Origin of the sequence: Falsiroseomonas sp., assembly GCF_041690465.1 — a bacterium.
Taxonomy (GTDB): Bacteria; Pseudomonadota; Alphaproteobacteria; order Acetobacterales; family Acetobacteraceae; genus Falsiroseomonas.
In genome coordinates this window covers 1-12757 of sequence record NZ_JAWLHG010000079.1, presented here as the reverse complement: position 1 = coordinate 12757, position 12757 = coordinate 1, and the positions used below count along the sequence as shown (strand labels likewise).

General features: G+C 69.7%; 11 protein-coding genes. 5 read left to right on the top strand and 6 right to left on the bottom strand.

Translation table 11 applies throughout. The features are described 5' to 3' along the window. Window positions 1-236, bottom strand: a 236-nt coding sequence (locus ACESM1_RS29595; protein ID WP_372624868.1) for a transposase, incomplete at its 3' end; no start/stop codon positions are given. Between the two features lie 166 nt (window positions 237-402). Between ACESM1_RS29595 and ACESM1_RS29590 the strand changes: the two genes are divergently transcribed. The 3 genes from ACESM1_RS29590 to ACESM1_RS29580 all read left to right on the top strand — a co-directional run bounded on the left by ACESM1_RS29590 (window position 403) and on the right by ACESM1_RS29580 (window position 3748). After that, complete coding sequence (locus ACESM1_RS29590) at window positions 403-1278, top strand: tripartite tricarboxylate transporter substrate binding protein (protein ID WP_372624865.1); 876 nt, start codon at window positions 403-405, stop codon at window positions 1276-1278. Window positions 1279-1300: 22 nt separating this feature from the next. Beyond that, window positions 1301-1999, top strand: coding sequence for a DUF1028 domain-containing protein (locus ACESM1_RS29585; RefSeq protein ID WP_372624863.1), 699 nt, complete (start codon window positions 1301-1303; stop codon window positions 1997-1999). Between the two features lie 393 nt (window positions 2000-2392). After that, complete coding sequence (locus ACESM1_RS29580; RefSeq protein ID WP_372624870.1) at window positions 2393-3748, top strand: hemolysin family protein; 1356 nt, start codon at window positions 2393-2395, stop codon at window positions 3746-3748. Between the two features lie 26 nt (window positions 3749-3774). Here the strand turns inward: ACESM1_RS29580 and ACESM1_RS29575 are convergent, their stop codons facing one another. The 4 genes from ACESM1_RS29575 to ACESM1_RS29560 form a co-directional block, all read right to left on the bottom strand. Then, on the bottom strand, window positions 3775-4884 hold the full coding sequence (locus ACESM1_RS29575; RefSeq protein WP_372624861.1) for a M23 family metallopeptidase: 1110 nt from the start codon (window positions 4882-4884) through the stop codon (window positions 3775-3777). A gap of 1015 nt (window positions 4885-5899) precedes the next feature. Beyond that, window positions 5900-6949 (bottom strand): PepSY domain-containing protein, encoded by a 1050-nt coding sequence (locus ACESM1_RS29570; protein ID WP_372624859.1) that lies wholly within the window; start codon window positions 6947-6949, stop codon window positions 5900-5902. An 88-nt stretch (window positions 6950-7037) separates the two neighbouring features. Further along, entirely contained in the window at window positions 7038-7295 is a 258-nt protein-coding gene (locus tag ACESM1_RS29565; RefSeq protein WP_372624857.1) for a hypothetical protein, read from the bottom strand. Window positions 7296-7356: 61 nt separating this feature from the next. Further along, a complete protein-coding gene (locus tag ACESM1_RS29560) occupies window positions 7357-8808 on the bottom strand; it encodes a bifunctional metallophosphatase/5'-nucleotidase (protein ID WP_372624855.1) in 1452 nt (483 codons plus the stop codon). A 24-nt stretch (window positions 8809-8832) separates the two neighbouring features. On the opposite strand from ACESM1_RS29560, the gene ACESM1_RS29555 reads away from it, so the two are divergent. Both ACESM1_RS29555 and ACESM1_RS29550 read left to right on the top strand, forming a co-directional pair. After that, on the top strand, window positions 8833-9198 hold the full coding sequence (locus ACESM1_RS29555) for a DUF2793 domain-containing protein (RefSeq protein WP_372624853.1): 366 nt from the start codon (window positions 8833-8835) through the stop codon (window positions 9196-9198). Continuing rightward, window positions 9195-9371 (top strand): hypothetical protein, encoded by a 177-nt coding sequence (locus ACESM1_RS29550; RefSeq protein ID WP_372624851.1) that lies wholly within the window; start codon window positions 9195-9197, stop codon window positions 9369-9371. Before ACESM1_RS29555 ends, ACESM1_RS29550 begins: the two co-directional genes overlap by 4 nt. 527 nt (window positions 9372-9898) lie before the next feature. Here ACESM1_RS29550 and ACESM1_RS29545 read toward each other — a convergent pair. Continuing rightward, window positions 9899-12277: a PAS domain S-box protein gene (locus tag ACESM1_RS29545; RefSeq protein ID WP_372624849.1), complete on the bottom strand. Its 2379-nt coding sequence runs from the start codon at window positions 12275-12277 to the stop codon at window positions 9899-9901. Window positions 12278-12757 lie beyond the last annotated feature (480 nt).

The following is a 12757-nucleotide window of genomic DNA, read 5'->3' as shown; positions in this document are numbered from 1 at the left end:
TCGCCCGCTCCGGACAGGAGCCTTGCAAACGCGAATACTTCTGCCGGCCGGAAACCCCAGGAATTCCGCAGACTTCCGGGTTGTTCACGGCCGACTAGCCAGGAGCGGACCAGGCGATCCGGCAGGCCCAGTTCCGCCGCCACCTGCGAGACCGAGCGGCCGCCACGGATCGCGGCCACCGCCTCAAGCTTGAACGCCTCCGGAAAGCTCCGGCGCCGTTTCACGCCTTCCGACATCGTCACCTCCAGGCTCTTCAGCCTATCTGAGGTGTCCACTCAAACGGGGTAGGCCCACCGTATCCCGCGACGGCTAACCCTTCTGCTTCCGGCCGCGCTCGCGGCGCCCGCCGCGCTTCGCCCGTCCACTGCCCGCGCGCAGGGCTTTCCGGAACGGGCCATCACGTTGGTCAGCCCGTGGCCGCCGGGCGGAGCGAATGACACGTTCAGCCGGCTGATCGCTAACCGCCTGTCCGCCGCCTTAGGGCAGCCCGTCGTCGTCGAGAACCGGGCTGGCGCGACCGGCACGATCGGCGTCGCGCACGTCGCGCGTGCGCCGGCAGACGGCTACACGCTGGTCATGGGCAGTTCGCCTACGCACGCGACGGCGCTCGCGATCTATCCGAACCTGCCTTACCACCCGGTCCGCGACTTCGCGCCGGTGACCCTGGTCGCGACGGTGTCGAACCTCCTTGCAGTGCACCCCTCTGTTCAAGCGAACAGCGTGCGCGAGCTAATAGAGCTCGCCCGCCGGCAGCCGGGGAAGCTGTCGTTCGGATCGGCTGGTAACGGAAGCTCGCAACACCTCTCTGGCGAGATGTTCAAAGTGCGCGCGGATGTCGACATGCTGCACGTTCCCTATCGCGGCGCCGCGCCCGCGCTGACCGACATCGTCGCCGGGCGCGTCAGCCTCGGGTTCCACAACATGCCGGACATGCTGCCGCTGGTCCGGAGTGGCCAGCTGCGGGCGCTAGCTGTCACCGGTGAACGTCGCGCAGCTGTCTTGCCGGACGTGCCGACGATCGCCGAGGCAGGGCTGCCCGGCTACTCCGCGCAAGTCTGGTTCGGTGTGTTCGCGCCGGCCGCCACCCCACGCCCGGTGATCGAGCGACTGCACGCTGAGATCTCTCGCGCGCTTGGCGACGAGGAAATTCGCAGCCGCCTGGCGGCCCTCGGCAACGAGGTATCGGGCATGGGGCCGGAGGCGTTCGCACAGTTCGTGGAAGGCGAGGTGACCCGCTGGGCGGACGTCGTGCGCCGCGCTGGCGTGCAGGTTAACTGACGAAACCCTGGAGGAAGCCGCCTTGACCTTTTCCGTCCTTGCGCGATGCGAAGCGACCGGCCAGTTCGGCATGGCGATCGCCACGCGCCCGATCGCCATCGGAGCCAAGTGCCCCTTCGTGCGCCCCCATATCGGCGGGCTCGTGGTCCAGGCGAACGGCGATCCCCGTCTCGGCCCGCTCGGGCTCAAGCTCCTCGAGATGGGCTATTCAGCCGCCAAGGTGCTGAAGGAGCTTGAAGAGAGCGACGGCCCTGAGAATATCGAGTGGCGGCAGATCATGGTGATCGACAAGGACGGGAATACGGCCGCCCGCACCGGCGCCAGCAACGAGGAATGGCGTGGCCACATCGCCAGGAAGAACGTCTGCGTCGCGGGCAACCGCCTTTCCAACGACCGCGTCGCCCAGGCAATGCTGGACGGCTTCGAGAAGGCTGATGGCGAACTCGCCCACCGGCTGCTGGCCTCCCTGGAAGCCGGACGTGACGCCGGCGGACAGGTGGCGGGGCAGTACTCCTCAGCCCTCATCGTTCACCACGAGCGCAGCTATGCCCTGGTTGACCTCCGGGTGGACGAGAACGATGAGCCGATCCGGGAGCTCCGCCGGCTCTACGGCCTCTACAAGCCGCTGATCCCGTATTACCTGCAGCGCCCCTCCAATCCGTCGCTGCCGCGCGATGACGACTGGCGTAAGAAGCTAGGGATCGCCGGGGGGCCCCGCTGAACAATCCGGCTGGCGCCCCCGCCGCGGACCTGCCGAACCTCGCCGCGGGGGCGACAGCGCTGCTCGACGTCACCGTCACCGGCGCACGGGTGGGTGACATCGCACAGGCCTCGCTCGCGACCAGCAGCCGAATCTCCGAGTTGGACGCCACCGTCTGAAGCAACAACACCCGCCGTGTGCTGGCGCGCAACGCGTTCAACACCATGATCGATCTCGCGGCGGCAACGCTGTCCGTGCAGGTTGCGAAGCGGCGGATTCCCCGAGTGGAGCCGCGCGCCGCCATAAAAACATTGGGCCGCTTCAGAACCCCAGGTTGTGTTCGACGCGCGCCCACAATGGCCCCGACCGACGCGCTCGGCTAGAAGGCGCTGAACCTGTCAGCCGGAGGAAGCCCTGTTCGAGCTCGCCATCGTCCTGGTCCTGGTCCTGCTGAACGGGGTCTTCGCTCTTTCGGAACTCGCGGTGATCTCGGCGCGCCGGCTGCGGCTGCGGGCCATGGCCGATGCCGGCCGACCGGGTGCCGCCGCCGCGCTCGTCCTGGCCGAGGATCCGGGCCGCTTCCTCTCCACCGTTCAGGTCGGCATCACCCTGGTCGGCGTCCTCGCCGGCGCCTTCTCAGGCTCTGCGCTCGGCGGCCCTGTCGCGGCATGGCTCGCCGGCCTCGGCGTGCCGGCCGCCATTGCACAACCGCTCGGCTTCGGCCTTGTCGTGGCCCTCGTGACCTATCTCTCCATCGTGGTCGGCGAGCTCGTCCCGAAGCGCCTCGCGCTGCGCAACCCAGAGGGCCTCGCCTGTCGAGTCGCTCCACTGATGCGCATGGTCGCTCGGATCGCCGCGCCGGTCGTCTGGCTGCTCGACACCTCCAGCAACCTGATCTTCCGCTTGCTCGGCCTGGGCGAGGAGCCGCCGGCGAAGGTGACCGACGAGGATCTCCGCTCCCTGGTCGCCGAAGCCGAGCGCCACGGCACAATCGAGACGGCCGAGCGCCGGATGATCGCGGGCGTGCTGCGCCTGGGCGACCGTCCGGTGAAGGGCGTCATGACGCCGCGCAGCGAGGTGGACTGGATCGATGCCGCGGCAGGCGAGGACGGGATCCGGGAAGTGCTGCTCCGAACGACCCATTCACGCCTGCCGGTCGGCGACGGCTCGCCGGAGGCAATGGTCGGCGTCGTTCAGTCGCGCGAGCTGCTGGCGGCTCTGCTGCGCAGCGAGCCGCTCGACGTGCTGGCGTTGGCGCGGCCCGCGCCGGTGGTGCCCGACACCGCAGACGCGCTGGACGTGCTGGACACGCTCCGCAAGGCGGAGGTGCCGATGGCGCTCGTGCACGACGAGTACGGCCACTTCGAGGGCATCGTCACGCCGACCGACCTGACCGGCGCGATCGTCGGCGAGTTCCGCTCCGATGTCGATGCCGGGGAGGAACCGGCGGCGGTGCAGCGCGAGGATGGCTCCTGGCTGCTCGCGGGCTGGATGCCCGCCGACGAGATGGCCGAGCGCCTGCGGATCACCCTGCCGCCCGAGCGCAGTTACCAGACCCTTGCCGGCTTCATCCTGCAGGCAATGGGCCACCTGCCACGCGCCGGCGAGGCCGTCGAGACCAAGGGCTGGCGCTTCGAGGTGGTGGACCTGGACGGCCGCCGCATCGACAAGGTGCTGGCCGCCCCGATCCGGCCCGACGCCGTGCGCAAGGCCCGCCGCCCCGGCGCTGGCCCAGCACCGCGGACGGAGATCCCGTCGCTGCCGTCCTAGGCGCGCGACCCGGGAACACGGGCACCCTAATCCGCCTGGGCGACCTCGGTCAGGGCGATCTCGGAGCGTGGCCCGATGTTCGCCGCATGCTGGACCAAGATGCGGCGCGCGGCCTGGAAGGCGGCGAGCTCACGCCCCTCCAGCTGGACGGAGCGGGCGGTCTGTTGCGCCGGGTTCACGGCACGGCCTGCGATTACCACCTCGTAGTGCAGATGCGGGCCCGTCGAGAGCCCGGTGGAGCCCACCGCGCCGATCACGCTGCCCTGCCGCACGCGTCGCCCCGGCGCAATGCCACGCGCGAAGCGCGACAGATGTGCGTAGCGCGTCTCCACTCCCCCGGCATGCCGCAGCCGCACGATGCGGCCATAGGCCCCCTCATGGCGCGCCGACATCACCGTGCCGTTCGCCGCGGCATAGACTGGCGTGCCGGCCGGTGCCGCGAAATCGGTTCCACGATGCATACGCGTGAAACCGAGCACGGGATGGTTGCGCATGCCAAAGCCGGATGAGATCCGCGCTCCGTCGAGCGGCGTGCGGAGGAAGGCACGCCTGAGGCTCTTGCCCGCAGCGTCGAACCAGTCCGTCGTGCCGTCGCGCATCTCGTGGCGCCAGAAGGCGAGACGGCGCCCCGACAGGATCAGCTCGGCTTGCAGCACCCGGCCATGGCCGAGGAGTGCGCCGTCGTCGCCACGGAAACGCTCGAAGAGGATCGAGAAGCGGTCGCCCGGCTGGATGTCGCGCTGGAAGTCGATCTGATGACCGAGGACGCGGATCAACGAGAGCGCCAGCCCGGCCGGCACCCCTGCGGCCGTCGCACTCGGGAGTAGGCCGCCTTCGATCGCGCCTGTGGCCATGGCCAGCATGCGCTGCTGCGGCGCCACGATCTCCTCGGCTTCCCACTGCTCGCCCTGCAGGCGAACGTGAATGGTCCGCCCCGGCGCCGGCTCGATCTCCAACTCGACGAGCGCATCGTCGCGCGCCGGATCCACGCGGATGACGAGCTCATGCCCAGGGCGCAGCGCCTTCGGCGGGAAATGCTGCACGAGGGCGCTGACCGCGCCATGCGCTTCGGTGCGTGCGATGCCCGCACCTGTCAGCAGGCCCTCCAGCGTGTCGCCCGACTGCACGACCAGCACTCGCTCCGCCGCGGGCTCCGGCGCCGCCGAGGCCGTCGCCGGAGCAGCCGATGCAGCGACTGGCGATGCAACCGATACCAGCACGCACAACCCCAGCGCCGGACCGCTGATGAACCACCCCTTCATGCTTGCGATTGCCCCCCGACATGCGCAAGTCCCATCAATCAGGTCGGCGGTGCTACGTCAACGCTATCGAGCGGAGATGGAGCCTGACGAAGCGGAGCATGCGCGACAACGTCGAGTATCGCGTGAAGGATCCGGCGGCCGCTCTCAACCGCTGGCTAGCGTTGTCCATGGAGCAGACGCCGATCCCCTCCTCGACAAGGAGCACGATGCGCGCGGTGTCGCGGCCAGGATGCGACGCTTGCCGGCAGACGCACTCCCCTCCTGTCTGCCTTCCGTGCTGCTGGCCTGGACGGCGCATGGCGCGGCCGAGGCCTGCGCCGTTCCGGCGGCGAGCCTCGGCCGGCGATGCGGTGCCTACCGCTGTGGTGGAGCGGCAGGCGGAGGCGTCGTCATGCCACCGCCGGCGGTTGGCGGCGGCGGGGCTGTCGCGCCGCTCGCGGCCGGCGGAGGAGGTGCCGCCGCAGTCGGAGGCGGCGGCGCCGGCGTGCCCGTCGCGGCGGGTGGCGGAGCAGCCGGGGCTGCGGTCGTGCGGTCCTCGGGATTGGCGCCGGTGGTCGTGGTGTCGTCACAGGCGGCGACGGACATGCCCAGCATCAGGGTGGCCGCCGCGGCGATCCTCTTCGTGGTCTGGTCAACCATGCGATGTCGTATCCTCTTTTTGCGTATTCAACGTTTGGCAGCGCGTGCGGAAGCGGCACGCCACCTGGTGGTGCGGTTCAGAAGATCAGCGCGAGGAGGCCGACCACCACGAGCAGTCCGATCAGGAAGATGATCCCCGCTACGCCGCCGAAGAACTTCATTACGGTGCCCATCGTGTCGCTCCTTGTTGTTGAAGCCGCCCCGGGGCTGGCGAGGGCCCGGCCCCGGGGCGGCAGCGGTTGGAGCGGCGTCAGTCGTCGCTGCCACTCTCTCGATCGCGGTCGCGACGCTCGCGGTAGAGGACGCCGCCGGTCCGCGCATTCAGGCGCAGGTCGAACCTGCGGCCATCACGCCGGGCCTCGGCGCTGATGATGTTGCCGTCGCGCTCGATGCTGCCGACGTTCGACCAGCCGCGGTCGTACAGCATGTTCCGCACCTGCTCCTCGTTGAGCCGGCTCTGATTGCGCACCCAGCCGGTCGTGGGGTCGATGCGCAGGTCCTCCACGCGCTCGCCGTACCTCTGCGCATCTGCGGTGTAGCGGCCGCCGTCACGCTCCAGACCCTCAATGTCGGAGTAGCCGCGCTCACGGAGACGCTCGCGGATGCGATCCTCGCCAAGGTGGCGCTCCCGATGGAGGACCTCGCCGGTCCGCGCATTCATGAGCAGATCGAAGGTGCGGCCGTCACGCCGGGCCTGGGCGCTGATAACGTTGCCATTGCGCTCGATGTTGCCGACATCGGACCAGCCCCGGTCATCGAGCATGTTCCGCACCTGGTCCTCATCCAGCCGGCTCTGGTTGAGCACCCGGCCCGTGCGCGGATCGACGCGCAGATCCTCCACGCGCTCGCCGTAGCGTCGCGCATCGGCGGTGTAGCGGCCGTCATTGCGCTCGAAGTTCTCGATGTCAGAGTAGCCGCGCTCACGGAGGCGTTCGCGGATGCGGTCCTCGCCCATGCGGTCGCCCGCGCGCTGGGCATTGTAGCTCTCCCCACCGCGTATGCCACCGACCACGCAGCCCTGGCCGCCGTAGGACTGGCCATAGCCCTGCGACTGGCCGCCGTACTGGCCCGAGCCGAAGCGGCTGCGGCGCTCGTCTTCGCGGCCCATGCGGAAGCCGCGTTCGTAATCGCTGCGTCCCCGATCCTCCATGCCGCGGCTACCCCAGCCGGAGCCGTACTGGCTGCCCCGCTCGCCATACCCCTGCGCCTGCACCACCGCGGGCGCTGCCACCAGCGCCGTGCCTGCCAGAAGCGCGGCCGCGATGCCGGTGGCGGAAAGCGTGTTCCTCACGTTCCTCATGTCCGTTCCTCTCGAGTGGTTGAAGGTCCCGATAGTCGGCGCGGACGCGCGAGATGCGCGCCCGCGCCGATCGATACGACGCGCGAGATCAGTTGCTGGCCTGCTGCCGCGAGACGGCGCCGGTGTTCGCGTCGATGCGCAGGCGCGCCTCGCGGTCGCCCTGCTTCGCCTTGGCCGTGATGGTATCCCCGTCGCGGCTCACATCGCTGACGTCGGAGTAGCCCTGGTCGCGCAGCAGGTTGCGTGCCTGGTCCTCGCTCAGCCGCTTCCCGTCACGCACCTGGCCCGTACGGGCGTCGATGCGCAGGTCCTCGACGTCCTGGCCGTAACGCTTCGCCTCTTCCACCTTGAAGTGGTCGCCGTCGCGCTCCGCGGCAGCGGCGCTCTGGATGCGGTGAGCAGGGCGGTCAGACGGCGGTGATCAAAGCCGGAAGCTCGACCTTCACACCCTCCGGCCCGGCGCTCGTCAGATACCGTTCGAGCGCATCGATGGCGCGGATCGGAAGATCGCGCCGGTCGCGCCCGTACCGCGCCGGGACGCCCTGTGCCGTCACATAGGCCACGCGGTAGCGCCGCTCCGGGTCGAGCGGTGCGCCCTCGGCGAAGGCGCGGTCGATCCTGTGGCCCGGCGGGTTCTCGATCTTCACCGCGAGCTGCAGCCCAAGGCAGCGCTTCGCATAACCGCCCATCTGCGCATAGGGATCGGCGGCGAAGGTGCGCTCGAGGTTCTCCTCGAGCATCGCACGCATCTCGGCGCCGGTCAGCTCGACGGTCGAAACCGGCGGGTTGGACGGGATGATGTTCCACAAATCGTTCATCGTCAGCGGACCGGGGGGAATGGGCGCCCCGTAGCGCCACCCGTTGGAAAAGGCGACGCTCGTCCCGGCAGCCTCGGCGATCGCCCGCAGCAGCAACGTATCCATGGACGCCTCGAGCATCGTCGTGCGGTCGAGGCCATCGCGCGTGCGGCCAACCACCCGGCCCAGCATCTCGCGGTGTGGTGCCAGGATGCCATGCACCAGGCCCTGCATCGCTGGGTCCGCCGGGATGCCGTCGTCCACCATGACCAGACGATGTGCGAAGCCGGCAAGGCCGCCGCCCGGGGCGACCTCCAAATCGAGCCGGCCGACGAAGGAGCCGTGGCAGCCCGACTGGATCACCACCGCACCGCCCGCATGGATCGGCTCGGCCAGCCGGTTATGCGTGTGGCCGCTCAGCAGGATGTCGATGCCGGGCACGCGACCGGCGAGCTTCACATCCTGCGGCATCCCGAGATGGGACAGCACGACGACCAGTGCGGCCCCCTCGTCCCGCAGCCGGCTGATATGCTGCGGTAATTCCTCCTCGCCTAGCGTGAAGCGCAGACCCTTCGAGAAGTGCGGCGGCATGGTCTTGTCGACGATGGTGGCGGCGATGCCGATGACCCCGATGCGTATGCCGTCGCGCTCCAGCATGGTGCTGGGGGGGAAGGCGAGCCTGCCCGTCCCTTCCTCGTAGCAGTTGATGGCGAGCAGCGGATGGCGCAGGCGTGTCGCGAGATACCGGAGATGCTCGCCGCCCCAGGCGAACTCCCAGTGCGCCGTCATCGCGTCGATCCCGAGGGCGTTCAGCGGTTCCACCAGCGCCTCGCCCTTCGAGTGCACAGCAGCGAAGGTGCCGTGCAGCGTGTCGCCATTGTCAAGCACGACGACGCGCCCGGGATTCTGCTCGCGCGCTCGGCGGAAGAGGGTCGCGAGCCGCGCGTAGCCGCCCAGAGTCACGTGGTGCGGCCGGCCGTCGGGCTCCCAGACCAGCTCGGGGTGCGGCTCGAGGTAACCGTGCGTGTCGTTGATCTGGAGCAGCGTAAGGTTTTGGGCCATCGTGGTTCCCTTTGAGCTGCGCCTTTGCAGGCAGCACGATTCAGCCAGCCCCTTAGCAATCGCCGGGATCCGCAGGTAACGCAGCTGGCTGTGCAGCAGATCCTGCTCAACGTGCCACCCGGCTCGCCAACGGAGAAAGAGTGTCGGATCGTCGACGCGAGCCCGACCGGCGCCTGGGCTGGACAGGCGAGCCGGGTGGCGCAGCGCATCGGCGGCGCCTGGGTCTTCTACGCGCCGTTCGTCGGGCTGACGGTGTTCGATGCCGCGACGCTAGCGCAGTGGGGCTGGAACGGCAGCACGTGGGCGCTCGTCGCGCCGCGCCGCTGCAGGCAAGCGTCACCTACGCTCCGCCGAGCCTCGCTGCAGGCGTCGGCGCGACCACGACCGTGACCATCACCGGCGCGGTGCTCGGCGACTTCGCGCGCGCAAGCTTCTCGCTCGATTTGCAGGGAATCACGCTGACCGCATGGGCGTCGGCGGCGGAAACGGACAGCGTCAGGTTCCAGAACGGAACTGGGGGCACCATCGATCTCGGCAGCAGGGCGTTGCCAGTTCGCACCTAGTGAACACGCCGAACGCCTTCAGCGCGACCAGCAGCATCGTCGCCGTGCTGGCCGGCGTCGGGTCGGCGCGCGTCTCAGCGCGCGTGCGCTCTGCTCCGCGATGAGCGCGCGTGCGGCAGGCCGCCACACGTTGATCTCGCATTCAGCCTCATTAAGGAGCGAAGGGTTCAGCTGCACGTACTCGGCGCCGAGGCGCAGGATGTCTGGCTCTGCAGCGGTGGAGTTTCCGCGAACTGGTGCGCTCGTCCGGGTTGTCTGCCGCGCCGGCAGGGGATGACCTGGTAGTGCCGCCCGCCGCCGAGCTGGCGGTGCTGCAGCCGGCGATCTGCAGCAGCGTCAGGGCGAGCACGGCAACGGTGGGGGTCCAGGCCCGGCACGCCTCGTCCGAGGTGCAGTAGCGGCTGGCAAGTTACAGCGTCCGGCGCGGGACCCCGTCGCCGGCAGTGGTGTGGCCGAGGCAGGACCGGGGCGGTGGACTGCCCCGTGCGGCGTTCACGCGCCGGGCTGGAACCGCTCGCGCGCTTGTCCTATGCGGCGCGCGGGAACAGGAGCTCGAACTCGGTCCCCTCGCCCGGCGTGCTGTCGAGCCGCACATGCCCGCCGGAGCGGCGCATCAGCCGGCTGACCATCGCGAGGCCGAGCCCGGTGCCCTCGCCGCGCGGCTTCGTGGTGAAGAAGGGATCGAAGACCCGGGCCCGCGTCTCATCGGGCATGCCGGCGCCGGTGTCGCGAACAGTGATCGAGACGTAATCCCCGGGCGGCAGGTTCGGGCGGAGGGCGTCGCCTTCGCAAAGCGAGACATTGCGAATGCCGATCACCAGACGCCCGCCGGAAGACATGGCGTCGCGCGCGTTGATCGCGAGGTTCAGCAGCGCCGTCTCCAGCCCACCTGCCTCGACCAGGATCGGCCAGGTGTCGTCGGGCACCTCCAGCAGCATCTTGACGGGAGGGCCGACGGAGCGGCGCAGCAGATCCTGCATACCGATCACGACATCCGCCGGCACAATCCGTTCGGGCTGCGGCGATTCGCGGCGGGCGAGGGCGAGGAGCTGGCGCACCAGGGCCCTCGCGCGCGAGCCCGCCTCCGCCGTCTCGGCCGCAATGCGCTGCTGCGCGCGGTCCGACGCGCCCCGCTCCAGCATACGCAGGCCCGACATCATCGCCTGCAGCACGTTCGCGAAATCGTGGCTGAGCCCGCTGGTCAGCTCGCCGATCGCCTCCATCCTCTCCGCATGGCGCAGCGCCTCCTCGTTGCGCCGCGCCTCGGTGATGTCGAGGTGCATCACCACCGCACCGCCCGCTCCGTCGCCATTGACCGAGGCCGGTGCCGCGACCAGGCGGAACCAGCGCTCCTCGCCGCCGGGCGCGTCGCAGGTGTAGCCGTAGTCGCGCTCCACGCGTCCGTGCTGCCCGGCGAGCAGCTCGCGCAACGCCGCCGCCACCGCGGCGCCTTCCGGCTCGCCGGCTGCCGCGGCCGCATCGCAGGCCTCGATATAGCTCCGGCCAATGCAGGACTCCGGGCAAATCAGGCCGTTCCGGTCGCCGAAGCGCCGCCAGGCCTCATTCACCGCCAGGATGCGGCCCTCTGAATCGAGCAGCGCCACATGAGCCGGCAGTGCATCGAGGATCGCCGCCTGCTGCGCGGCCATCCGGCGCAGCTCGCGCTCGCGTGCCCGCCTGTCGGACACGTCGCGCAGGATCGCCGTGAACTGGCGACGTTGGCCGGAGCCCCGCCACTCGGCGATGGAGAGATCGAGCGCGATGCGCGTGCCGTCGGCGCGAAGCCCCTCCACCTCGCGCCCCGCTCCGATCATGCGACGCTCGCCCGTCCCGAGGTACTGCGCCATGTAGCCGTCGTGGCGAGCGCTGTCCGGCTCCGACATGAGGATCCGCACGTTGCATCCGATCATCTCGCCGGCCTGCCGACCGAAGATCCGCTCGGCCGCGCGGTTGGCCGACAGGATGGTTCCCTGCTCGTCGCTGACGACAATCGCGTCCGCCGCCGTATCCACCACTGCGCTGTAGCGGGATTCGGCCTCGCGCTGGGCCGAGACATCGAGCAGCACCGCGACAGCGCCCATGATCGCGCCCGCCGCATCGCGGATCGGTGCGGCGGAAGTCAAGGTCGGACGGATGCCGCCGCCGTCGAAGCGCTCGATGTCGACGGCTTCGCCGATCGTCGTCTCGCCCTTCCGCAAGGCGCGCACCACGGCCCATTCCTCCGGCAGGACCGGCTTGCCGGTCGCAGGCCATCGCGCGCACCAGGCGGCGTAGTCGGGGATGGCGTCGGAGCTGGTCAGGCCGCCCCAGATGCGCGCGAGCTCGGCATTGGCCTCCAGCAGCCGTCCCTCCGCGTCGGTCACCGCGACCCCGACGGGCAGGCTGGCGAGGACGGCCTGCAGCCGTCGCCGCTCCGCGCGCGCCTCCGCGGCCGCACTGCGCTGCGCCTCCTCCGCCACGTGGCGCGCCGTGATGTCGATGAAAAGCGTCGCGAAGCGCCGCGGCCCGGTGCGGTAGGCATGCGCCTCGTACCACCGGCCGAGCGCAGCGATGGGCCCCTCGATATGCGCCGGCTCGCCGCTCTCGGCGACGCGGGCATAGGTTTCGATCCACTTCTCCTCGATGCCTGGGATCACGTCGCGCACGGTGCGGCCCAGCGCCTCGGCGGAGCGAATGCCGCTCAGGCGCTCGAAGGCCGGGTTGACCTCGATGAAACGGAAGTCGGTCGCGCGGCCGTCCGGACCGGAGACGAGTTCGCAGTGTGCGAAGCCCTCGTGCATCAGCTCGAAGGTCATTGGCCAGCGGTCCTCGCTCGCCTGCGGCGCGGCTTCGGCCTTCGCGTCCAGCCTCTCGCCCCGCTCGGCCGCCGCCAGCTGCTTGCCGGGGCATTCATTTTCGTCCGTCAACTCGCGCAGCTCAACGTCAGTGTATGGGACCGCGCCTGCGGCGGTCGTGGCTCCTGGACCCATCGCGCAACCTACGGTAGGACTTGTCACAATGGCGCACTCCCGCGTCGCTTGAACTAGTTTACGCAAGGCGACCATCGCGCGTAATGCAGGCACATCGATCTGCGCGCAACCAGCGCCATGACAGCCACCGAACACATGACTCCGCTGCGCTGCCGTGCTGCCTGCGCAGTTCATAGGGACGGCTTCGCCGAGGTAAGATCTGCGTGGATCTTCTACGGCCCCGCGCTCCAGGGTCTCATAGCGCTGGATTTCGCGAACAGCGCCAGTTCCTGATCACACGTCACATATTCTTCAAGATCGCTTGGACTGCGTAGAGGGTGGACACCTCCGGAAACCCCCTGGCGGTGGCGCTTGGGTCGTGATTCGGTTTGCTGGAGGTGACAGCGATCGAGGCGTGGATGTCGGCAGGTCAGGCCG